Below are 23,309 nucleotides of genomic sequence, written 5' to 3'. Positions count from 1 at the left end.
TTCGATAGCCGGCAAGATACGTCGAATCGACCTGCCGGGCTCCGACTACACCACGAGCGCGCCGCACGGGCGCATCGCTCGGTAGCCGGAAAGAGGACCCGATGAAGTACATGCTGCTGAAGACCTACACCGCCCCCGCGTTCTGCGACACACCGATCAACGAATGGTCCCCCGAAGAAATCCAGGCGCACATAGACTTTCAGCGCGCCCTCGGCGAGCAACTGGCCAAGTCGGGTGAGCTGGTAGATGCGCAAGGGCTCGCCGGCCCGACCGAGGCCCGCATCGTCAGCTCCGACGGCCGCTCGGCGCCGGTGGTGACCGACGGACCGTTCCCGGAAACGAAGGAATTCCTGGCCGGGTACTGGATCGTCGACGTGGACAGCCCGGAACGGGCCTACGAGATCGCCGCGAAAGCCTCGGCGGCACCGGGGCCGGGTGGCAAACCGATCGGCGAATACATCGAGGTGCGGCCGGTGCTGAGCGCCCCGGCCAGCGACCTGTGACCAACCGGCGAGTGGTGCCCGACGACACACCGCTCCCGGCGAGGGCCGAGGACCTGTTGCGCGAGTTGGCGCCGCAGGTCCTCGGTGCGTTGGTCCGCCGATTCGGTGATTTCGACACCGCGGAGGACGCGCTGCAGGAGGCCATGCTCGCGGCCGCGACCCAGTGGCCGGTGGACGGTCTACCGGACAACCCGCGCGGCTGGCTGATCCAGGTGGCGCAGCGCCGGATGGCCGACGCGGTGCGCGCCGAGGTGGCCCGGCGGCGCAGGGAGACAACGGCCTTCGACCGCGACGTGCCCGACGCGATGCCGGTCGATCAGGACGACACCCTCGCGATGTTCTTTCTCTGCTGCCATCCCGCGCTGTCCTCGGCCAGCGCCATCGCGCTCACGCTGCGCGCGGTGGGCGGGCTCGGCACGGCGGAGATCGCGCATGCGTTCCTGTTGCCGGAAGCGACCATGGCGCAACGGATCACGCGGGCGAAGAAGAAACTGGCGACGCTGGATCGGCCGTTCGCGCAGCCGGGTGGTACCGAATGGCATGCTCGGCTCGGCACCGTCCTGCACGTGCTGTATCTGATCTTCAACGAAGGCAATACCAGTACGTCCGGCCCGGAGTTGCAGCGCGCGGACCTGTCCGCTGAGGCGATTCGGCTCACCCGCGCCGTACATCGAATGCTGCCCGACGATAGCGAGGTCACCGGCCTGCTCGCGCTCATGCTGCTCACCGATGCCCGGCGTGCGGCCCGCACCGGCGCCAAGGGCGAGCTGATTCCGCTCGCCGAGCAGAACCGTGCGCTGTGGGATCGCGCGCAGATCACCGAGGGCGTCACGTTGGCGACGAGCACACTCGCCCAAGGACTTTCCGGTCCGTATCAGATCCAAGCGGCCATTGCGGTGCTGCACGCGCAGGCCGGCAGCGCCGAGGAAACCGACTGGACCAAGATCCTCGCGCTCTACGACCTGCTCGAAAAGCTCTCGGACAACCCGATGGTCACGCTCAATCGGGCCGTCGCGGTCGCGATGGTGCACGGGCCCGAGGCCGGGCTGGATCTCGCCGCAACCCTCGACGATCGGCTGGCAGGCAACCACCGGCTCGACGCTGTCCGCGGCCACCTGCACGAGATGGCGGGCAATTCCGACACCGCCATCGCCTGCTACACCACCGCGGCGGGCCGCACCCCGAGCGCGCCGGAGAACCACTACCTCACCCTTCGCGCCGCCCAGCTCCGGCATCGCTGAGCGGCTCGCTCGACGGTTGCCGCGGCCACCGCGACTCGTACGGCAGACTGCATGGGGTGACGGATAAGACCAGTGCGGGCGTTTTGGTGTTCCGGCGGCGCGACGGCGCGGACGTCGAGGTGCTGATCGGGCATATGGGTGGGCCGTTCTTCGCGCGCAAGGACAGCGGCGCGTGGTCCATTCCGAAGGGCGAGTACGAGCCGGAGCTGGAGGACGCGCGGGCGGCGGCCAGTCGCGAGTTCCACGAAGAGCTCGGCCTGTTCGTGCCGCCCGGCGACTGGATTCCGCTCGGCGACGTGCGGTACGGCAGCGGCAAGGGCAAGAAGGCGGTCACCGTCTGGGCGGTCGAGGGCGATCTGGACCCGGCCGACGTGGTGCCGGGCACGTTCGAGATGGAGTGGCCGCCGCGGTCCGGCCGGATGGCCAGCTTCCCGGAGATCGACCGCGCCGACTGGTTCGACCTGGCCACCGCGCACGACAAGCTCGGCACCGGCCAGCGGCCGTTCCTCGACCGGCTGAAGGACTACCTCAGCCAGGCGTGAGTTCGCCTACTGAGACACACCCGTCCAGGCGCGACCGGTGATGAGTTCGTAAGCCTCCCGGTACTTCTGGCGGGTGACCTCGACAATCTCGGCCGGGATTTCCGGGCCGGGGGGCTCCTTGTCCCAGCCGGTGGAGGTGGCCCAGTCGCGGACGAACTGCTTGTCGAAGGAGCGCTGCGCGCGGCCCGGTTCCCATTCGGCGGCGGGCCAGAAGCGCGACGAGTCGGAGGTCAAGACCTCGTCGCCGAGGGTGAGAGTGTCACCGTCCCAGCCGAATTCGACCTTGGTGTCGGCGACGATGACGCCGCGCTCGGCGGCGTGCGCCGCGCCGCGGGAGTAGATGTGCAGGGTCAGGTCGCGCAGTTTCTCGGCGACCTCGCGGCCCTCCTGGTTCACCACGTCCGCGAAGGTGATGGACTCGTCGTGTCCCTCGGACGCCTTGGTGGTCGGCGTGAAGATCGGCTCGGGCAGCTTGTCGCCCTCGCGCAGGCCGGGCGGCAGCGCGACGCCGGACACCGAGCCTTCCCGCTGGTACTCCTTGAGCCCCGAACCGACCAGGTAACCGCGGGCGATGCACTCGACCTGCAGCATCTTCAGCGGCTTGACCCGGATGGCGCGACCGGCGAACTCGGCGGGCACCTCGGTGGCGGAGACCACGTGGTTGGGCACGTCGGTGAAGTAGTCGAACCACCAGTTGGACAGCTGGGTCAGCAGCGCGCCCTTGTCCGGGATCGGCGTCGGCAGCACCACGTCGTAGACCGAGACCCGATCGGACGCGACGAGCAGCAGGGTGTCGCCGTCCTCGTAGAGGTCGCGCACCTTGCCGGCGTGCACATGCTTCACTCCGCAGCTCCGATCCTGGATAGGGTTCAGTAAAAAGTCCCGCGCGGGCAACCTTACCCAGGTGGCATCGTGGGGAACGCCCGAGCTAGTTCTTCGAACCCGAAGGAGCCCTATGTCCGCACCGAACCTGACTCGCGACCAGGCGATCGAACGCGCGTCGACAGTGACGGTCGACAACTACCGCATCGACCTGGACCTGACCGACGGTGCGGGCAAACCGGGCGAGCAGACCTTCCGCTCCCGGACCACGGTCACCTTCGCCGCGACGCCGGGCGCGAGCACCTTCATCGACCTGGTGGCCCGCGGCGTGCGTTCGGCGGTGCTCAACGGCACCGCACTCGACGTCTCCGGCTACGACGAGTCCACCGGGATCACGCTGCCCGACCTGGCCGAGCGCAACGAGCTGGTGGTGGAGGCCGACTGCGAGTACTCGAACACCGGCGAGGGTCTGCACCGCTTCGTCGACCCGACCGACGACTCGGTCTACCTGTACTCGCAGTTCGAAACCGCCGATGCCAAGCGGATGTTCGCCTGCTTCGATCAGCCGGACCTGAAGGCCACGTTCGACGTCAGTGTGACGGCGGCGCCGGAGTGGAAGGTCATCTCCAACGGCGCGGTCGTGGAAACCCTTGCCGCGGAACCGGGCCGGCACGTTTTCCGTACCACCCCGAAGATGAGCACCTACTTGGTCGCGCTCATCGCCGGCCCGTACGCGCAGTGGACCGACGTCTACACCGACGAGCACGGCAGCATCCCGCTCGGCATCTATTGCCGCGCTTCACTGGCCGAGTTCATGGACGAAGAGCGGCTGTTCACCGAGACCAAGCAGGGATTCGGCTTCTACCACAACAACTTCGGCGTTCCCTACGCGTTCGGCAAGTACGACCAGCTGTTCGTGCCCGAGTTCAACGCGGGCGCGATGGAGAACGCGGGAGCGGTGACCTTCCTGGAGGACTACGTCTTCCGCTCCAAGGTGACCCGTGCGTCCTACGAGCGGCGCGCCGAGACCGTGCTGCACGAGATGGCGCACATGTGGTTCGGCGACCTGGTCACCATGAAGTGGTGGGACGACCTGTGGCTGAACGAGTCGTTCGCCACCTTCGCGTCGGTGCTGTGCCAGGCCGAGGCGACCGAATACACCAGCGCCTGGACGACTTTCGCGAATGTGGAGAAGTCCTGGGCCTACCAGCAGGACCAGCTGCCCTCCACCCACCCGATCGCGGCGGACATCCCCGACCTGGCCGCCGTCGAGGTCAACTTCGACGGCATCACCTACGCCAAGGGCGCGAGCGTGCTGAAGCAGTTGGTCGCCTACGTGGGACTGGAGCCGTTCCTGGCGGGTCTGCGCGCCTACTTCGCCGATCACGCCTACGGCAACGCCACCTTCGACGATCTGCTCGCGGCGCTGGAAAAGTCCTCCGGCCGTGACCTTTCCGACTGGGGCGCGCAGTGGCTCAAGACCACCGGCCTGAACACCCTGCGCCCCGACTTCACGGTCGACGGCGACGGCAACTTCACCTCGTTCGCCGTCCTGCAGGGCGGCGCGGAGCCGGGCGCCGGTGAGCGCCGCGTACACCGGCTCGCCATCGGCGTCTACGACGACCAGGACGGAAAGCTGGTGCGTACCAAGCGCGTCGAGCTCGACGTCCAGGCGGCCGAGCGCACCGAGGTGCCCGAGCTGGTCGGCGTGGCCAGCGGTCAGTTCGTGCTGATCAACGACGACGACCTGACCTACTGCTCGGTGCGCCTCGACGCCGGATCGCTGGACGTGCTCGTCAACCGGATCGCCGATATCGCCGAGCCGCTGCCGCGCACCCTCGCCTGGTCGGCGGCCTGGGAGATGACCCGCCAGGCCGAGTTCCGGGCCCGCGACTTCCTCGCGCTGGTCCAGCGCGGCGTCGGCGCGGAATCGGAAATCGGTGTGGTGCAACGACTCCTGATGCAGGCGAACCTGACGCTGCGCAGCTACGCCGACCCGGAATGGTCGGCGAGCACTGGCTGGACCGTGTACGCCGACCGGCTGCTCGAGCTGGCTCGCGAGGCCGAGGGCGGCTCGGATCACCAGCTGGCCTTCGTCAACGCGCTCGCCGCGGCCAAGCTGTCCGCCTGGCACACCGAGGTGTTGCAGGAGCTGCTCGACGGCGACCCGGCGAAGGTCGGCCTGGCCGGTCTGGTCATCGACACCGACCTGCGCTGGCGCCTGGTGATCGCGCTGGCGGCGGCGGGCGAGATCGACGCCGACGGCCTCGATACCCCGTTCATCGACCAGGTGCTGGCCAAGGATCCGACCGCGGCGGGCAAGCGGCATGCCGCCACCGCGGCGACCGCGCGCCCGATCGCGGCGGTGAAGGAGCAGGCCTGGACCAAGGTGGTGGAGGACGACACCATCTCCAACATCACCGCCCGCGCGATCGCCGCGGGCTTCGCACCGGCCGGTCAGGCCGAGCTGCTCGCGCCTTACGTGGATCGGTACTTCGCGGCGATCCCCGGCGTGTGGGAGCGGCGCTCCAGCGAGGTCGCCCAGACCGTGGTGGTCAACCTCTACCCGAGCTGGGCGATCAGTGACGACGCGGTCGCGGCGGCCGACAAGTTCCTGGCCGGTGAGCACCCGCCCGCGCTGCGCCGTCTGGTGATCGAGGGCAAGGCAGGCGTCGAACGCGCCCTGCGCGCACGGGTATTCGACAGCCGGTAGCGAAACATGATCAACGGGACATGACGGCTCTAGCTTCGCCGACATGTCCCGTTGATCATGAATGTCACTGGAACAGAGCGGTATTGGCGGCGGCCCACTGGGCGAAGGTGGTGGCGGGGGCGCCGGTGAGGTCGGCGATGATGGTGTTCGCCTGCTGCGGGTGCTCGACCATGGTGGCGAGGCCGTCGACGTACCACTCGGCGTATTCGCCCATGACCGGTGTCAAGTGCTGAATCGCCTCCTCCCGTGACACTTTCACCATCGTGAGGGGGCGGCCCAGTGCCGCGCCGAGCTGGTTGATCTTCTCCGCCCTGGTCAAGGTTTCCGGCCCGGTGAGTTCGTAGGTTTTGCCTGCGTGCCCCTCGGACAGCAAGACGGCTGCGGCGACGCGGGCGATGTCGTCCATCACCAGCGGTGCGTTGGCGGCCTCCGGGTAGGCGTCCGGCAGCACGTCACCGGCCTTGATCTGGTCGGCCCAGATGGTGGCGTTCTCGGTGAATTCGCCGGCATAGAGGTGCGTCCAGTCGAGCCCGGAGTTCTCCACGGCCTGCGCGATCGGCTGCCAGTCGGTGTACTCGTTGCCGGACAAATCGACGATGTGCCGGACGCCCGCGGCTTTCGCCGCCGCGACAACCTCGTCGATGGTTTCCAGGACCGGGGCGAGATACATCCGGTCCACCCCCTCGAAGGCGGCGGGCAACGACGACACCCGCTTCAGGTAACCCTTGACGACCTCCACTCCGGCCGGAAAGTTCGTCCGCTCCGGATGATTCGACAGCGCCCGTACGTCCTGTGCCCCCGCCGCGAGCAGGTGGTCGACCACCATCCGTCCGATATTTCCGGTAGCTCCTGTCACAAGAATTTTCATCTCACCACCCTGCGCGGCGGGCGCACCCAGCGGCAACCCCAAATTGTGGTGCTTGCGCAGAGAAAAATTTCCGCGTCTGGGCTTGTGGTGAAGTGCCCGCAAACGCCACCGGCGCGCTCACCCAGTGGGTGAGCGCGCCGGAAGCATCACTCGTGACTCCGCCGCTGGGGCGGGATGGTCAGCGGCCGATCGCGGCAGCCATCACGCGAACGGCGGAAACCAGGCCGTCGATCAGCTGGCCCTGCCGGAACGAGCTCGATGCGGCGGTGACGCCGAGCTGGCAGACCCGGTCGTTCGCACGGTCGGCGACGTCGCGGCCGGAGCGGACCTCGATCGCCTTGTCGTTGGGCGAGACCGCGATGAGCACCGAACGGGACGCCTCGGGGGTCGAGGGGAAGATCGCGTCCGCACCAGCGGCCGGATCGGCACCGAGATCGCCGATGTAGACGTTGAAGCGCACCTTGGTCGCGCGGGTCGCCTCGGTGAGCACGTTGTCCATGGCCAGCCGCTCTTCGTCGCTGAACGGGGCCTCCTTGAACACGTCACCCGCCTCGTGCACGCCGGAGACGCGTCCGCTGGTGGTCACCACGTACCCGTGCGGCAGTTCGGACTCGACTACCGCGGGCCACTTAGAATTTGCCACTTGCCCGGCCTCCGATCAGCTCCGCCTTGGGGGCTTCGAGCGCCGCATGATGACCATGCGCCGACTCCGCGTGGTGGCCGTGCGACTCCTCGGCCCTTTCGTGGTGAAATGCGTTCGTCACCTCGTCGGTCGCACTCCACAGCACCGGCGCCGCCGTCCACTGCTGACCGAGGTCGTAGTGAGAAGGCTTCTCGCCGGGGAGTGGCTTACCGAGATACGACAATCCGGCAATCGCGCCGTAGACCACCAGCGGGATGCCGAGGAAGATCAGCACTGTCTCGAGAATGCTCACGGTCCAACGGTAGACGATGCTCTGTAGTAGTTCTTCTTCTGGTCGCACTGTGACTGTTTCGTGTCGGGTCGCGGCGACGACCCCGCCGGTCATGGGCGCGGAGGTCGAAACCGGACGCTGACGTGGATCTCTTCCGGCCCGCACCGCCGCCACAGTGCCCGAGCGATCCGCCACCCGGTACGGAGGGTGAAAACGATCGCAGCGCAGGCCAGCGTCCGATGCTCGACATCGTCAGGCCATCCGTTGCTGACCATCTCGGCGAACGTCGCGGTCGTCATCACGCCGGCCACCGCAACCGGGAGATCGAGCCGCAGCGTGCGACCGATCAGGCCGGCAGTCGTGGGTCGGGCACCGATCGGGACTGCCGATACCGGGAACGACACCGGCAGCGCAGGGCCGGACGGCACATCCGCCCGGACACTGTCGGCGATGTCGTCCTGCGCGCGCGAGGTGGCCAACCGGTCTCCGGTATCACCTGTGCGCGTGGCGTCCCCCGCGGGATCGCGGTGAGAATTCAGCATCTGCGTTTCGTCTTCCTAGGTGAGGAATCCGTGTTCGAGCACTGAATCAGCACGACGGAACACGAACTCAGGAATATTCAGGGAATGCGACCGACGCACGATTACGTGCAGTTCTTCTCTGGAATTCGCGGCGGGCCCGATTCGAGATCACCGGGCCTGCCACCCTTCGCCAGCGAGAGGACGAATACGAGCATAGCCAAGACCGGCCGAGTTTCAACATTCCTTTTGCACCCTCCCAGAAGACGTGACTCAGCCCATAGCGAAATCGGTCCGATAGAGCGGTGACTCTCGGACAGCTTCCAAATAGCAGACACACCGATAGACGCGTTTAGAATTGGAATTCCAAATACGAGTCGGCACCGTTCCAACCAAGCTCCGCCAAACTCTCGGAGGTCGTACCAAACGGACGGATTTGGACTCTGCTCCACCGCTCTTAACTGGGCTTTTGGAAACTTCCACCAGAGGGCAGGCCATACCCGCATGACGACCGCCCGTCGCGGTTGCGTCGGCAACCAGTCCACCATGCACCGGGTTACGGGTCGAGCACAGCGATCCGACTCCGGCCGACTCGCGCACAGAGAATGTGCCCGAGAACCAGCGTGAACCAGTGACCCGTCCCTGAACGCAGAGTTCGGCCCGACGGACATTCCAGACGCAATAGGCGTTCCTTCGAGAAAACCGTGCAGTACTCGACAACAGCAGTCTCGACAAACTGCATACAGCAAAGTGTCCGAGCCGCCGATATGCCTACCGACTCGAGATTGCAAATGCAAATACATCAGCACAGGCTGCACGGAAAAGTAGACGATCGAGAATTCTGCGGCGTCGCAGTGCCGGACAGCGAAAGCCCGGTCCTACGCGACCCCCGGCCGATTGCGGGCAGACCATCGACCCGCGGCGGCCGTGGCCAAGCGCGCCATCATCAACTCCGCGGCCGTCGCGGAGTCCGCAGGAGACACCGCTTGAATATTGCGGAGCCGAGCGTCACGTGGATACACCGGTTCCCGCACCGGATCCCATGCGGTCGTCACCGAGGTGAACTCGACTCCGCCTCGAATCTTGGCCGCGGTAAACAGATCTCGTCCGCTCAACGGCACGGCGACCCCACGCTGCTTTGCGCGCTCGACCACCTCGATCACCATGGCGACGACCTCGGCCGTTTCCGGAACCCGGCGATGCCGGCCGCTCCGTCGTTCACCGGCCCGGTAGATCCGCGCGAGGCGTCCGGTGCCGTCATGATCGACCACCGCCACTGAGCTCACCAGCCCATAACCGGTCCGCGCCGGCACGGCGGTCACCCGCCACGCCGCCACGTACAACGCGGGCTGCAGCACACTGGTGGCCTTGGTGCCCGCCGACCCCAGATACACGAGTTCACCGTGACCGCCGTACATTCCGAGCACGCCGGATTCGGTGAACACGATGTCGCCGGGACGCAAGTCGACGTGGCGTACGGCGACCGCCATGACCGGCAACTCGAACCGGATATCGGGTGGCAACGGCAAGTCGATGGCCTTGAATGCCTCACGGACGAGCCATGCCTGCGATCCCTCGTACGGGAAGACCAGGCGGTCGATCGCCCGCAGTGCGGCCGGTCCCGGTCCGGCGGCCCGCGCCGCGGCCTCGACCCGTTCGGTCACCACACCCATGACCGCCTCGTACTCCGATATGACCTTCTCGGTCAACGAGTCAGCCCGGGCCGTGTCGGCCGGGAACGTCACCTGATGCGTCGGCTCACCGTCTCCCGGGCCAAGCGGGATGTCAGCCGACGAAAGAGCCGCATCGAAAACTGTTGATGTGCACGGGCTCTGCGCAGGACGATCCGTCAGCAGCACAGACTCCCACGTGATGCGGCGTGTCGTGCGAACCTGATCACGGGGAATCAGCCAGCCGTACGATCCACCCACCGACGCGGCGAACAGCAGCGCGAGTCCATTGCCCGCATAAAGGCATTCACGGCCGTCGACCAGGATGAGGATGTCACCCGGCTCGGCGTTCTCGAACGGCACGTGCACGCCGGCCTCGGCCTGTTCGCCCGCACGGGTCCGCACAGTAATGCCCGCAGCACCATAAGCCCTGCGGATGAGCGACGCCGCGGTGAGATTCTCGAGGGAGCGCGGGTCAGCGAGTTCTTCCCGAACGAACCGCAATGCCATTCGACCTGGCGAGACCCGCACCCCCGAATCCCGCAGCACGCTGCCGACCCACCAACGGTCGGCTTGCACAGCCGACTCGGCGCCCACTGCCTGCACCGCGGGATCGCTCGGCTGCCACGGTTCGTACTCATGCGGCTCGTACTGTGTGGCCGGCAGGGGCGTGATGAACCGCGTGCCGACGGAGCCGTAGACATCAACCGGCGAGAAGCCCTTTCTCGGCGAAAACCGTTGGGTAAGCCCACGCCACCACTCCGACCAGCCACCCGGCTGAGCAGACAACGAGGTGCCGGGACCCGCGTATACGGTGTTCGGCGAAAGGCTTTCCCGCTGCCCGACAACCGGCCCGGGGGCACTCATGTTCCGTCCGGGAGAGTGCACACCGTCGGCCTGGGCTCGGGCCGACTCCTCCGTTCCGCGGGGCCCTCCCTTGCCCGCCTCCGGGAACCTGCGCCTGATCTCCGCGCAACGGGCCACCGCGAACTCGATCTGCTCCGGTGGGAGTTCGCAGCTCTGCAAATACTTTTCGAGCAGTGCAGGCTTCGGGAAGCTCGTGTAGGTGGGGTTTCCGGCGTAGTTGTACACCGTCTGCCGTCCGGGCTTACCGGCACAGCGTTTCGCGACAGCAGCCCTGGACAACCCCGATGAACGCTGCGCCTCGGCGGTCATCTCCAGGAACTCCGCGCGCAGTCGATCGTAAGAGGCGTCGTCGAGATCGAGCGTGAGTTTCAGCTCGGCGCCTGCCTTCTCGGCCGCGGACACCTCGGCGCTCACCGCGGTGAACGGCAGTCAGCACCACCCGGAACCCGACGTAGTGCGCCACCGAGCCACGCGCCACAGCCAGCTCTCCTACGCCGCATGCACCTCGGTACTCCGGCGGACACGACAAAACCGGTCACGTCAACTCCTCAACCTGTGTAACGAAGGAGTCCGCGGGCCGCGATGCTGCGCGCCGACCACTTCGATCGGCGCTAGAGGTCCGGATCCACTATGAGGTGGGTACCAGCCGTTAAGCCTCGCGTGCCTCGCGAACCCCAAAGCATCGTGGGTGCAGCCGAATTCGGGACCATCGCGGCACTGCGCGCTACAGGCTGGTTAAGCCGAGCGCGGCCCCCCACTGCACTGGGGGCACCGACCAGTCTCCCATTCCGCGACCGCTCACGGCCAGTCCCCGAGAGCAAAAATCACAAATGTGTAACTTCGCTGAGAGCGAACCGCGTTCGGTTCGACTACAACCTCGCCGACCAGCGATTTGGACTAAAACGCAAGCCCCCTGAACGCAGATTTGGACCGCGCAAACTAGTCCAATTGGAAAAATGCATCGCGCACATAGGCAAATTTCGGCGTGGCGGATGCGGCTTTCCGGCGGCGTAGAGGCGGCCGACGGGCTCGCAACGATCAATCGCTAAGGGCGCAGCCCTGCCCATGCTGGGGTGTGGCTGCACACAGCAACACCCCAGCACAACTACGCGTACCTGTCCGAGTGGACGCCGCAACCCCTATGCCTTCAGCATCGTTCTGCCGCAGCGGCTTCCGCAGTCTGTCGACGGGCTGCCCATCGAAAAGTTCAGCGGACCACCGCGCCCGCTAGACCAACCAGGCGGCCGTGTTCGGCGGCAACTGCCCACCATCGAGCGCGGCACTGGCCAGCAGCACGTCGCCGGGTGGCAACTGGGTGGGTGTGTTCGACGCGTTCAGCACACAGACCAGGCCACCCTCGCGGCGGAAGGCGAGGCACCCGGGCGGGCTGCCGTACCACTCGATCCGGTCACCGCTGAACTCCGGTCGCAGGCCGCGTAATTCGATGGCCATCCGGTAGAGCGAGAGGGTGGAGCCGAGTTCCTCGAGCTGGGCTTCCACGGTGCGTCCGGCCCAGTCGGCCGGCATCGGCAGCCAGGGTGTGCCGGTGGTGAAGCCGAACGGCGGTGTGGTGCCCTCCCACGGGATCGGCACCCGGCAGCCGTCGCGGCCGCGTTCGGTGTGCCCCGACCGTTCCCATGCCGGGTCTTGCAGTACCTCGTCGGGTAGGTCGTCCACGTTCGGCAGACCGAGTTCGGCGCCGTTGTAGATGAAGACCGTGCCGGGCAGCGCGAGCTCGACCAGCAGCATCGCGCGGGCCCGCGCCTCACCCACCGTGCCGCCGCCGTAGCGGGTGACTTCCCGGGCGATGTCGTGGTTGGACAGCGTCCAGGTGGGTGCGGCCGCGACCGGTGCGACCGCGGCGAGTGAATTGTCGATCGCCGTACGCACGTGGTCGGCGTCGAAGTCGGTCTTGGCCAGCCGGAAATTGAAGGCCAGGTGTAGCTCGTCGGGGCGCAGGTACTCGCCGAATCGGGTGTTGTCGTTCACCCAGACCTCGCCGATCGACACCGCGTCCGGGTAGTCGTCGAGCACCTTGCGGATGCGGCGGTGGATCTCGTGCACGGCGGGGTTGTTGAAGCGCGGATCGTCGTCGTCGTTGGACAGCATGCTGGATTTGGCCACCGCCATGTCGGGCAGACCGGCCGGTTTCGCCATGCCGTGCGCCACGTCGAGGCGGAAGCCGTCGACGCCGCGGTCGAGCCAGAACCGCAGGGTCTTCTCGAAATCGGCGGCGACCTCCGGGTTTTCCCAGTTCAGGTCGGGCTGTTCGGGCGCGAAGATGTGCAGGTACCACTGGCCCGGTGTGCCGTCGGGCTCGGTGATCCTGGTCCACGCGGGACCGCCGAAGATGCTCGGCCAGTTGTTCGGTGGGGCGTCGCCGCCGGGACCGCGCCCGTCCCGGAAGAGGTAGCGCGCCCGTTCCGGGCTGCCGGGTCCGGCTTCCAGGGCCGCGAGGAACCAGGGATGTTCGCTGCTGGTGTGGTTCGGCACCAAGTCCATCGTGATCTTGATGTGGCGCAGGTGCGCCTCGGCGATCAGCTCGTCCATGGCGGCCAGGCCGCCGAACAGGGGATCGATATCGCGCGGGTCGGCCACGTCGTAGCCGCCGTCGGCCATCGGCGAGGTCATCACCGGACACACCCAGAGTGCGTCGATGCCGAGCAGTTCGAGGTAGCCGAGCTTCTCCCGGACGCCGCCGAGGTCACCGACCCCGTCGCCATCGAAGTCCGCGAATGATCGGGGATAAACCTGGTAGAAAACGGCCGACCGCCACCATGGTTGCTTGGTGCGATCCGCCGGCACCAGCACGGCGGGTGTATCAGTCACACCTGCAATAGTGCCAAAGTTTTGCGGCAAAAACCCTTAGGCGGAGCACCGATCTCAACTTCCGGCAAATTGCCAGCGTCCACCGCGACGCGCCGAAAACCCTCGGCCCGTCTCGGCTCTGACGCCAAACGCCCTCACCAGGGGGCGTTCATCAGCGAATTCGCCGCCATCTCCAGGTAGTCCAGCAGCGCCTTGCGGTGCTCGTCATCGAGTAGCTCGGGTTCGATCTCGGCTACGGCGATTCGCATGCAACGCAACCACGCGTCGCGCTCCAGCGGACCGATGGTGAACGGGTGATGCCGCATCCGCAGCCGGGGGTGCCCGCGCTCCTCGCCGTAGGTCCGCGGCCCGCCCCAGTACTGCTCCAGGAACATGCGCAGTCTGCGCTCGGCCGGGCCGAGATCTTCCTCGGGATAGAGCGGGCGCAGCACCTCGTCGGTCGCCACCTCGCGGTAGAACGCCGCGACGATGCGCCGGAACGTTTCCGCCCCGCCGACCGCGTCGTAGAACGACGTCGCCTGTTCTGCCGAAGCCGCTGCTGTCTGCTCGCCCGAAGTCATAGACCCTCTCGATTCGCTGGATGCGCCGACGTCCATTGTGCCCGCGCTCGGCATCGGCAGCCCACACCGCGGTTTCTCGGGACGGTAAATCGCGGGCCGGCGGCTCTTCAGCCACAGTTAACCGGACATTGTTGAAAATCACCGTGCAATAGCCGACGTTCCATGGTCAACTGGGTGGCAATCTCTGCCGAGCTAACAGCATGATCCTGCCAATCATGAAATTGAGGTCCAGATGAAGCAGCGGCACAGCGCCAGATCACACGAGGCGCGCACACACCGACAACTCCAGCCCGCCGACGTCCACAATCGTGGGTCGGGGGCTACTCCGCTGCACATCTTGTCCGATCATTATCCGGGCGCGCATCACGGTCACGCCGATCATGCGCACCGCTCCGCACCGCCGCACAGCGAGAGTCCGAGCTGGTTGAAGCGCCGGGTGCTGCTTCTGAACGCCACCTACGAGCCGCTCACCGCTCTGTCCGCGCGTCGCGCGATCGTCTTGCTCATCTGCGATAAAGCAGACACCGTCCATCACGACGTCGAGGGTCCGGTCGTCCATTCCGCCGAATCCGCCGTCACGATTCCCTCGGTGATCCGCCTGCGCACCTATGTCCATGTGCCGTATCGGGCCCGCGTCCCGATGACCCGCGCCGCGCTCATGCACCGCGACCGTTATCGCTGCGGCTACTGCGGCGGCAAAGCCGAAACCATCGACCACGTCATCCCGCGCAGCCGGGGCGGAGAACACTCCTGGGAGAACTGCGTCGCCAGCTGCGCGCCGTGCAATCACCGTAAGGCCGACAAGATGCTGAGCGAACTGGGCTGGACCTTGCGCTCACCGCTGGTCTCGCCGAAAGGACCGCACTGGCGGCTGCTGTCCACGACAGCCGATCTGGACCCGGTGTGGTTGCAGTACCTGGGTGAAGGCGCCGCCTAGCCCCGGTTCGATACAGGGGCCTAGGTGTATTCGATCACCAGGGTTGCCCAGGTGGCGGGCTCCAGTGCTTCGAAGACGTGTGGGAGATCGCCCGGGTAGGAGATGTAGTCGCCCGGGGACAGGTCGACGGGTTCGTCGATCAAGCCGACTTTGGCGCGGCCGCTTGCGAGTAGTACGTGCTCGACCACACCGGGGATGTGCGGCTCGGAGCGGCGGGCGTGGCCTGGTTCGGCGGTGATCCGGAACAGGTCGCGGCGGGAGTTCGGCGGGCTCGCGGCCAGCAGGGTCGCGCGGTAGTCGGATTCCGCGGCGGCGACCACCGGGCCCTCCCCCGCGCGAATCACCTGAACGGTGGGGCGTGGCGGGTCGAGCAAGCCGGAGAAGGGCATATCCAATGCGACGCACAGTGCCCACAGAGTTTCCAGGCTCGGGTTGCCGGTGCCCGATTCCAGTTGGGAGAGGGTGGATTTCGCGATGCCCGCGCGGTTTGCGACCTCGGTGAGGGACAGGCCGGCCCGGGTGCGTTCACGGCGCAAAGCGGCAGCGATCACCGCCTGGGGTGTCTGCGCCGGTGAGTCCCGCTGTGCCACTTGCCCTCCCATCGTGTGATCGAACACTCAACAGGAAACCATATTGACGGATCGGTTTGCTGTGTTCACTATAAGCTACATGCGTTCGATATGGCGAACACTCGGCAGGGATACGTTCTCCGGGATCGCGGCGGTGTGCCTTGCCGTCGGGGTGATCGGGGTGTCCTACGGTGCGACGGCGGTGACCACCGGCCTCCCTGCGTGGCTGCCCATTGTGCTCGGGATCGTGGTGCTCGCCGGGGGTGCGGAGTTTCTGTTCATCGGGATTGTCGCGGCCGGTGGCAGTCCGATCGCGGCCGTGCTGGCCGGGCTGGTGGTCAATGCTCGGCATCTGCCGTACGGGTTGTCGGTGCCCGATGTGGTCGGTACCGGGTGGCGGCGGTTCCTGGGTGTGCACCTGATGAACGACGAGTCGGTGGCGATGTCGCTTGCTCAACCCGACGCCGAGCGGAAGCGGGCTGCCTACTGGGCCTGCGGTTTCGGTGTGCTGCTGGCCTGGCCAGTTGGTGCCGCGCTCGGTGCGGTGATCGGGTCGTTTGTGCCGGATACCGCGGCGTTCGGATTGGACGCGGTGTTCCCCGCGGTGCTGCTCGCGTTGATCGTTCCGGCGTTGCGGGACATAGCGACACGGCGCGCGGCGCTGGTGGGTGCGGTGGCGGCGGTGGCCAGTGCGCCGTTCTTGCCTGCGGGAATGCCTGTGCTGGTGGCGCTTTCGGGTTTGTTCTTCGTGGGGCCTTGGGGTGGTAAGGGAACCACTGCTGAATCGGACGCTGCTGATTGCGAGCGGACCACGTGTGAATCAGGTGTCGAATGATGCTGATCGCGGGCATGATCGCCCTCGCTCTGGGAACCTACGCCTTCCGCTGGTCCGGTCCAGCGCTGCGTGACCGTATCCGCTTCCCTGCCCGCACAATTCAGCTGCTGGAGGTCGGCGCGGTCGTTCTCCTCGCCGCTCTGGTGGCGGTCACCGCGCTGCCCACCGCCTCCGGCCACTTCGGATTCGCGCTCCCCGCAGGCGTTCTCGTGGCCGCCCTACTGGCCTGGCGCAAACGACCCATCCTGCTGGTGATCCTCGCCGCCGCAGCAACCACCGCCCTCCTCCGCCTACTCGGCCTCCCCTGACCGCTGCAGGCAACCGCCGCACTCGTTCACGGGAGACGCACCGGCTGTGGCGCTCCTAGCGAGTGCGGATCCCAAGAGAGGGTGCGGATCTCGATGTGCAGCAGGCGGCGCGATCCGCTGGCCTGCTGGGCGGCTGGCGACGGCGCCGGCCTTGGTGTGGCCTAGGGAAACCCGCCGATCAGTCGCCGCAGCATCGGTTCGGAGGCGGCCTTATGCCGAGGCGTGCAATCCGTTGCCCGGCTGGGCGACTGACGGTGGATCAGCTCGGGGAGAGGGAGATGCCGCCACCTCGGCGGCGGGCCACCGAACCGTAGCGGGCGTCTATGCGCAGCCAGGTGTTGGTGGCGCGGACGCGGACGATCTCGGTGGGGAGGATGCGGGCGGGGTCGGCTTTGTCACCGGAGTGCGGGATGAAATCCATTGCGGTGAGGGCGAAGACGACGCGCATCGGGACCTCCACCTCGATGTCGCCACCGGAGACGGTCAGTACAGCTTGGTCGAGCAGCGAGGCGGGCGGGCCGTGACTGCTGCCATGTTCCTTGGCCAACCGCGCGCCCTGCTCGGCGAGTTCGACCAGGGTGCGGGCCGGGACGTCGTCGATGTGGCTGAAACCGTCCATCGGGGGCAATGCCCCACGCCAAGCGGAGTCCATCGAATAGCCGAGGTCGATGGGCAGGCCGGAGCCGAGCCCGGCCAGCACCATGTCGGCGCCGACGGTGACATCGTCGACGCCGAGCTCGCCGACGATGGTGCGGACCGCGAGCGCCTCGAAACCCGTTGCCACCCAGGCCGAGACGTGCTGCTCCCCGCGGCGGCGGATACGTACCACCACCGCGGGGTCCAGCCGCAGTGCCCGAGTCAGGAACGTCGCGAGGTTCTCTCGCTCCGCCGGATCGGGCACGTGCAGCACACGCTGTTCCGCCATCACGGCTGTGCTGCCGTTCGCGCTACGTGACTACCGATGTGGATCAGTCCAGCCACTCGGCGAGATAGTCGCGTTCGGCATCGGTGAGCCTGCGCAACCGCTGCGCGGACATGTCGAACGCGGCGATCTGGGTGGACGCGATCACCGCGGCCGGCGAGTCCGGCGCCGCACTGGCGGCACGCACCTCGTAACCGATGGTGAAGTCGACCGCCCGCAGCTGCTGGATCCACATCGCGATATCGAGCGGCGTGTCCTCGTGCCGCAGCTGACCGCGATACTTCACCCGCAGGTCGGCCAGCACACAGCCGGTGCCGAGCGCGGCGGTCGGCCTACCGGGCTCGAGCAGCCACGGGATCCGCGCCTCCTCCAGCAGGGTCACCATCCGGGCATGGTTCACATGCTGGAAAGCATCCATGTCCGACCATCTGACCTCTACCTGGGTGTGGAAACGCTTGGGCAGCACGACGTTGCCGCCGTGCGCCTTCCCGTTACCGTTCAACGAGCTCGTCAACGTGGTACCTCCGATTGGGCGCCCACCCCGCTCACCATGCTTCGCACTTGCCGCGCCGCAACCGACAGCGTGGCGAGATCGTGGGTTCCGGACTCGAACAACTCCGACAGTGCCGCTCGGGCGCGCCCGAGCCGGGACTGGTTCTTCGACTCCCAGTATGCAATCTTCTCGTCGGCGCTCTCTTCCGGGTCACCGGCGGAGAGCACATCGAGGGTCAGCGAGCGCAGCGAGGAGTACATATCGTCGCGCAGCGCGAGCCTGGCCAGCGAGTGCCAGCGGTCACCGCGTTCGAGGTGGCTGACCGCCTGGAGCAACCAGTCGATCTTGAGGTGCTCGTTGAGCGCGTAATAGAGCGCACCGACCTCGTCGCCGTCCCGATCGGTGATGTCGGCGATGTCCACGATGTCGAGCAGCGGGAACAGGTTGAGCAGCCCGAACACCTCGGTGGCCAGGTCGGTCGGCGCACCGCGGGCGATGAGCTCGGCCGACTGATCGGTGAGCGTCGCGACGTGATGTCCGCGCAGCCAGCCCGGCACCTTCGGCGCCAGTGCCTGCACGTCCTGGCAGTACCGGTTGATCTCCGCGCCGACCGCGATCGGCTGCGGCCGGTTGCTCAGGAACCAGCGCGACGCCCGGTCCAGCGTCCGCTTGGTCTCCAGTTCCAGCAGGTCACGCACTGCGGTGGTGGCGTCGGCCGCCCGGATTCTGGCCCACATCTCCGGCAGGCCGAAGATCTCGGTGGCCGCGGCGAACGCGCGCACCGAATCGGTGGCCGTGGCGCCGGTCTCCTCGCTCAACCGGTGCGCGTAGGTGATGCCGCCGTAGTCGACCATCTCGTTCACGATCATCGTGGTGAGAATCTCCCGGCGCAGCCGGTGCTTCTTGATCGCGGCGCCGAACCGGTCGCGCAGCGGCGTCGGGAAGTAATCCGGCAGCCGGGTGACGAAGAACGGGCTGTCCGGCAGATCCGTGTCGAGCAGGTCGGCCTTGAGCGAAAGCTTCACGTGCGCCATGAGATTGGCGAGTTCCGGCGACGTCAGGCCGGTGCCCTCCTCGAGCATGCGCTTGAGCTGCGCCTTCGACGGCAGCGCCTCCAGCTCCCGGTCCAGGCCGCGGCGCTCTTCGAGATCCTCGATCAGGCGCATGTGCACGTTCAGCATCTGCGGTGCGTCGGTGCGCGACATGCCCATCAGGAAGTTCTGCGCCACATTGTCTTCCAGCACCATGCGCGCGACCTCGTCGGTCATCGAGGCGAGCAGCGGGTTGCGTTCCGGCGCGGGCAGCTGGCCCGCGCTGACCACACCGTCGAGCAGCACCTTGATGTTGACCTCATGGTCGGAGCAGTCGACGCCGGCCGAGTTGTCGAGCGCGTCGGTGTTCATCTTGCCGCCGTGGCGGCAGAACTCGATGCGGCCGAGCGCTGTCGCACCCAGGTTGCCGCCCTCGCCGATCACCTTGACGCGCAATTCGTTTCCGTTGACGCGGACCAGATCGTTGGACTTGTCGCCCACGTCGGCGTTGGATTCGGTGCTCGCCTTGATGTAGGTGCCGATGCCGCCGTTCCACAGCAGCTGGGCCGGCGCGAGCAGGATGGCACGCACCAGCTCGGGCGGGGACAGCGACTCGACATCGTCGGCCAGCCCCAACGCCTTTCGCGCCTGCGGGCTGATCGGCACCGACTTCACCGTGCGGTCCCACACACCGCCGCCCTTGCTGATGAGCGAGGCGTCGTAGTCGGCCCACGACGAGCGGGGCAGCTTGAACATGCGCTGCCGTTCGGCGTAGGAGGCGGCGGTGTCCGGGTTCGGGTCCAGGAAGATGTGCCGGTGGTCGAACGCCGCGAGCAGGCGGATGTGCTCGGACAGCAGCATGCCGTTGCCGAAGACGTCACCGCTCATGTCGCCGATGCCGACGACGGTGAAATCCTCGGTCTGGGTGTCGATGTCCATTTCCTGGAAGTGGCGTTTGACGCTCTCCCAGGCACCCTTGGCGGTGATGCCCATGGCCTTGTGGTCGTAGCCCACCGAGCCGCCCGAGGCGAACGCGTCGCCGAGCCAGAAACCGTAGCGCTGGGCCACATCGTTGGCGATGTCGGAGAAGGTGGCGGTGCCCTTGTCGGCGGCCACCACCAGGTAGGTGTCGTCGCCGTCGCGGCGCACCACCCGGGCGGGCGGCACTACCTCGCCGGTCGAGCGATCCACATTGTCGGTGACGTCGAGCAGGCCGGAGATGAAGGTGCGGTAGCAGCTGACGCCTTCGGCGCCGAGGGCCTGCCGGTCCGCGACGGGGTCACCGGTGGCGGCAGGCGGTTGCTTCACGACGAAGCCACCCTTCGCGCCGACGGGGACGATCACCGCGTTCTTCACCGCCTGAGCCTTCACCAGGCCGAGCACCTCGGTGCGGAAGTCCTCCAGCCGGTCCGACCAGCGCAACCCACCACGGGCTACCGAGCCGAACCGCAGGTGCACACCTTCGACCCGCGGCGAGTACACGAAGATCTCGAATTGCGGCCTGGGCTTGGGCAATTCGCTGATCTCACGCGGCTCGACCTTCATCGAGATGTAGTCCCGCGCCATGCCCTCGGCGTCGGTGACGTAGTAGTTGGTGCGCAGCGTCGCCCTGATCAGATTGAGGATGGCGCGCAGGATGCGGTCGGCGTCGAGGCTGACCACGTCGTCGATCCGGCCGCGGACCTGGATCTCCAGCTCGGCGGCGTGCTCGGCCGAGAAGTTGTCCGGGTCGAAACGCGCCCCGAACAGGTCCACGAACAGCCGGGCCACGTCCGGATAGGTGAGCAGCACCCGGCAGATGTTGGCCTGGCTGTACGGAAAACCGGCCTGCTGCAGGTACTTCGCGTATGCGCGCAGGATCGACACCGCACGCCACGGCAGACGTGCGCGCAGCACCAGTTCATTGAGTCCGTCCGCTTCCGCGCGGCCGTACCAGGCCGCCTCGAAGGCCTCGGTGAACCGCTCGCGCAGGCCGCGAACCTCCGCCTCCAGCACGGCGGCCCGCTTGGACGACTCGAGCAGTTCCGCATCCAGGTCGCGGTCGAGCGCGCTGCGCAGCAACTCGGCGCGAGCCAGCAGACCGAAGTCGTAGATCCAGCGTTCGCCGCCGGTGCTCGGGTCACCGCCGGGCTGCGGCTCCAGTTCGAGCTGGTACGGACGCTCGTCGACCACCTCGACACCGAGGCTCTGCAGGACCGGAAGCACCTGGCTCAGCGAGATGCCGGGGCCTGCGACGTAGAGCGAGAACCGCCACGTGCCCGGGTCGGAATCCGCGTTGCGGTACAGGTATTGGTCGATGCCACCCTCGCGCAGCCGCTCCAGGCGGACGATGTCGGCGAGCGCACGGCCTGCCTCGAAGTCCTCCTTGTACGCATCCGGGAACGCCTCGGCGTAGCGCTGCACGACCGCCGGGTCGAGCATGGTGGAGGTGCTGACCTCGTCGTTCAGGTGGTCTTCCCAGGTGCGGCTCGCCTCGGCGAGCAGGCCCTGGATGCGCAACCGGTTCGCCTCGGAGGTGTCCGCGGGCGGTGCCGCGTAGCGCGGCGCACCGAACTCGACTTCGGGCATGCGCACCGTGAAATACACACTGGCCAGGTCACTTTCGCCGACCCGCGCCGAGTAGTCGATGGAGACGCCGCCCAGTTCGCGGACCAGGATCTCCTGCATTTCCAGCCGCACCCGGGTGGTGTAGCGGTCGCGCGGCAGGTAGACCATGCAGGCGACGAAGCGGCCGTATCCGTCGGCGCGCAGGAACAACCGGACCTGCCTGCGCAGACCGATATTCAGCACCGCGAGGGCGGTCCGGCGCATCGTCTCGGCGTCGGAGGAGAACAGCTCGGTGCGCGGGAAGGACTGGATGACCTCGAGCATCGCCTGCCCGGAGAACGACTCCAGGTCGAAGCCGCTCTCCTCGATCACCGAACGCACCCGGCGCTCGATCACCGGGATGTCGAGCACGTTCTCGTGCACCGCGGTGACCGTGAAGACGCCGATGAACAGGTGCTCGCCGACGATGGTGCCTGCCTCGTCGAAGTCGGCGACACCGATGAAGTACGGGTACACCGAGCGGTGCACGGTGGCGGGCACCAGACCCTGGGTCAGCATCAGCAGCGGCCGGTCGGTGGCGTTGATCGGCACCCGGAAATCGGTGCCGACGTCGGGCCGGAGCACGCCGAGGCAGGTGCCCGGCATCGGGTTGGACGACTCGCGCCCCTGCTCGGAGCTCAGCTGGTAGCGGGCGTAGCCGAGCACGGTGAAGTTGCCGCTGGCCAACCAGCGCAGCAGGTTCGCGGTGTCGGACAGGTCGGTTTCCGCGAACGGCGCGGTGCCCGACTTGGCGGCCAGCTCCAGGTCGTCGGCCAGCCTGCTCTGTACATCCTTGATCGCCTCGGTGTCACCGATGACCTGGCGGACATCGGCGATCACGTTCGGCATGCCGGATTCGATCCGGCTGAGCAGCGCCCGGCTGGTGGCCGGGTGCAGTTGCAGGTGCATCCATGATTCGCGCAGTGCGGTCGCACCGTTGGTGCCGTCCACTTCGTGCGGGGCGGCGTGCTGCAGGCGTCCCTCCGCATCGCGCTCGACTTCGAAGATCGGGTGGATAACCTCGCTCACGCTGACGCCGAGCCTGTTCAGCGACGAAGTGATCGATTCGACAAGCAGGGGCATGTCGTCGGTGACCAGCTGCACCGCCGCGCCGAGGCCGGAGCCGTCGTCGGGGTGATACACCCGGACCAACGCCCGGCCCGCCGGGCGGTGCATGGCCAATTCCATGTGCCGCCGGAAGATCTGGGTGATGCCGGTGATCGCGCAGTCCACATCGCCAGCGTCGACGTGGCGGAAATACGCCTCCTCGAGGGTCGCCAGTTCGCCGCGCAGTACCTGCGGCAAACTCGCGGCCCACGCCGCACTGGACAATTCGGACGAGACCGTCATTTTTTCGCCAACTCCTCGGATTCGGTTCCGTAACAAAGCGACGCCGGTCCGAGAGTAGCTGTGCGTTGCAGGCGAGGGGGTGAAATCCCTTCCAATCCTGGGGTGTTCACCATCACCGCGGTGTTCGCCACGCGATTGCCCAGCTCGGATGAAGGATCCAGGCACAGCATCGTTCGGACTCGCGAACGTCAGGTGTGCGCGACAGGGTCTTTCTGCGGCGGCAGCGGGGCC

19 protein-coding genes are annotated in these 23,309 nt (G+C 67.1%); 7 read left to right on the top strand and 12 right to left on the bottom strand.

Features of this window, described 5'->3' with window-relative positions; translation table 11 throughout:
• The first annotated feature begins 101 nt into the window (after positions 1–101).
• The 3 genes from DBO33_RS09790 to DBO33_RS09780 are packed head-to-tail and all read left to right on the top strand — an operon-like array spanning position 102 to position 2,286.
• A complete protein-coding gene (locus DBO33_RS09790; RefSeq protein WP_107654746.1) occupies positions 102–503 on the top strand; it encodes a YciI family protein in 402 nt (133 codons plus the stop codon).
• Positions 500–1,744, top strand: coding sequence for an RNA polymerase sigma factor (locus tag DBO33_RS09785; RefSeq protein ID WP_107654745.1), 1,245 nt, complete (start codon positions 500–502; stop codon positions 1,742–1,744). Before DBO33_RS09790 ends, DBO33_RS09785 begins: the two co-directional genes overlap by 4 nt.
• A 56-nt stretch (positions 1,745–1,800) precedes the next feature.
• Entirely contained in the window at positions 1,801–2,286 is a 486-nt protein-coding gene (locus DBO33_RS09780; RefSeq protein ID WP_107654744.1) for an NUDIX domain-containing protein, read from the top strand.
• Positions 2,287–2,292: 6 nt separating this feature from the next.
• On the opposite strand, the gene DBO33_RS09775 is transcribed toward DBO33_RS09780, so the two are convergent.
• Entirely contained in the window at positions 2,293–3,129 is an 837-nt protein-coding gene (locus DBO33_RS09775; RefSeq protein ID WP_107654743.1) for a phosphoribosylaminoimidazolesuccinocarboxamide synthase, read from the bottom strand.
• A gap of 112 nt (positions 3,130–3,241) precedes the next feature.
• Between DBO33_RS09775 and pepN the strand changes: the two genes are divergently transcribed.
• Entirely contained in the window at positions 3,242–5,821 is a 2,580-nt protein-coding gene (gene pepN / locus DBO33_RS09770; RefSeq protein ID WP_107654742.1) for an aminopeptidase N, read from the top strand.
• Between the two features lie 64 nt (positions 5,822–5,885).
• Here the strand turns inward: pepN and DBO33_RS09765 are convergent, their stop codons facing one another.
• The 7 genes from DBO33_RS09765 to DBO33_RS09735 all read right to left on the bottom strand — a co-directional run bounded on the left by DBO33_RS09765 (position 5,886) and on the right by DBO33_RS09735 (position 14,047).
• The gene (locus tag DBO33_RS09765; protein WP_107660123.1) at positions 5,886–6,689 is read right to left on the bottom strand and encodes an NAD(P)H-binding protein; all 804 of its coding nucleotides are present in this window, start codon (positions 6,687–6,689) and stop codon (positions 5,886–5,888) included.
• A 178-nt stretch (positions 6,690–6,867) separates the two neighbouring features.
• On the bottom strand, positions 6,868–7,332 hold the full coding sequence (locus tag DBO33_RS09760) for a DUF5130 domain-containing protein (protein WP_107654741.1): 465 nt from the start codon (positions 7,330–7,332) through the stop codon (positions 6,868–6,870).
• The gene (gene ctaJ / locus DBO33_RS09755) at positions 7,319–7,624 is read right to left on the bottom strand and encodes an aa3-type cytochrome oxidase subunit CtaJ (RefSeq protein ID WP_107660122.1); all 306 of its coding nucleotides are present in this window, start codon (positions 7,622–7,624) and stop codon (positions 7,319–7,321) included. Before ctaJ ends, DBO33_RS09760 begins: the two co-directional genes overlap by 14 nt.
• 89 nt (positions 7,625–7,713) lie before the next feature.
• A complete protein-coding gene (locus DBO33_RS09750) occupies positions 7,714–8,145 on the bottom strand; it encodes a hypothetical protein (RefSeq protein WP_107654740.1) in 432 nt (143 codons plus the stop codon).
• Positions 8,146–8,999: 854 nt separating this feature from the next.
• The gene (locus DBO33_RS09745) at positions 9,000–11,072 is read right to left on the bottom strand and encodes a hypothetical protein (protein ID WP_107654739.1); all 2,073 of its coding nucleotides are present in this window, start codon (positions 11,070–11,072) and stop codon (positions 9,000–9,002) included.
• An 813-nt stretch (positions 11,073–11,885) separates the two neighbouring features.
• Positions 11,886–13,487, bottom strand: coding sequence for a glycoside hydrolase family 13 protein (locus tag DBO33_RS09740; RefSeq protein ID WP_199856569.1), 1,602 nt, complete (start codon positions 13,485–13,487; stop codon positions 11,886–11,888).
• A 134-nt stretch (positions 13,488–13,621) separates the two neighbouring features.
• A complete protein-coding gene (locus DBO33_RS09735; RefSeq protein WP_107654737.1) occupies positions 13,622–14,047 on the bottom strand; it encodes a globin in 426 nt (141 codons plus the stop codon).
• 232 nt (positions 14,048–14,279) lie between these two features.
• Between DBO33_RS09735 and DBO33_RS09730 the strand changes: the two genes are divergently transcribed.
• The gene (locus DBO33_RS09730; protein ID WP_228542192.1) at positions 14,280–14,984 is read left to right on the top strand and encodes an HNH endonuclease; all 705 of its coding nucleotides are present in this window, start codon (positions 14,280–14,282) and stop codon (positions 14,982–14,984) included.
• Between the two features lie 20 nt (positions 14,985–15,004).
• Here the strand turns inward: DBO33_RS09730 and DBO33_RS09725 are convergent, their stop codons facing one another.
• The gene (locus DBO33_RS09725; protein ID WP_234390759.1) at positions 15,005–15,574 is read right to left on the bottom strand and encodes a helix-turn-helix domain-containing protein; all 570 of its coding nucleotides are present in this window, start codon (positions 15,572–15,574) and stop codon (positions 15,005–15,007) included.
• Between the two features lie 79 nt (positions 15,575–15,653).
• Between DBO33_RS09725 and DBO33_RS09720 the strand changes: the two genes are divergently transcribed.
• The gene (locus DBO33_RS09720) at positions 15,654–16,388 is read left to right on the top strand and encodes an AzlC family ABC transporter permease (protein ID WP_107654736.1); all 735 of its coding nucleotides are present in this window, start codon (positions 15,654–15,656) and stop codon (positions 16,386–16,388) included.
• Positions 16,385–16,696: an AzlD domain-containing protein gene (locus tag DBO33_RS09715; RefSeq protein WP_107654735.1), complete on the top strand. Its 312-nt coding sequence runs from the start codon at positions 16,385–16,387 to the stop codon at positions 16,694–16,696. Before DBO33_RS09720 ends, DBO33_RS09715 begins: the two co-directional genes overlap by 4 nt.
• Positions 16,697–16,955: 259 nt before the next feature.
• On the opposite strand, the gene DBO33_RS09710 is transcribed toward DBO33_RS09715, so the two are convergent.
• From DBO33_RS09710 to DBO33_RS09700, 3 genes are read right to left on the bottom strand one after another with little or no spacing between them, the layout of a single operon-like run.
• Positions 16,956–17,621 carry a hypothetical protein gene (locus tag DBO33_RS09710; RefSeq protein ID WP_107654734.1) on the bottom strand — a complete coding sequence of 222 codons (666 nt, stop codon included), beginning with the start codon at positions 17,619–17,621 and terminating at the stop codon, positions 16,956–16,958.
• Between the two features lie 43 nt (positions 17,622–17,664).
• Positions 17,665–18,120, bottom strand: coding sequence for an acyl-CoA thioesterase (locus tag DBO33_RS09705; RefSeq protein ID WP_107654733.1), 456 nt, complete (start codon positions 18,118–18,120; stop codon positions 17,665–17,667).
• A gap of 8 nt (positions 18,121–18,128) precedes the next feature.
• Positions 18,129–23,078 (bottom strand): NAD-glutamate dehydrogenase, encoded by a 4,950-nt coding sequence (locus DBO33_RS09700; protein ID WP_107654732.1) that lies wholly within the window; start codon positions 23,076–23,078, stop codon positions 18,129–18,131.
• Positions 23,079–23,309: the final 231 nt, after the last annotated feature.

The sequence above is a fragment of the Nocardia suismassiliense genome (assembly GCF_900269665.1).
GTDB classification, from domain to species: Bacteria; Actinomycetota; Actinomycetes; order Mycobacteriales; family Mycobacteriaceae; genus Nocardia; species Nocardia suismassiliense.
This window is presented reverse-complemented; position numbering and strand designations above follow the sequence as displayed.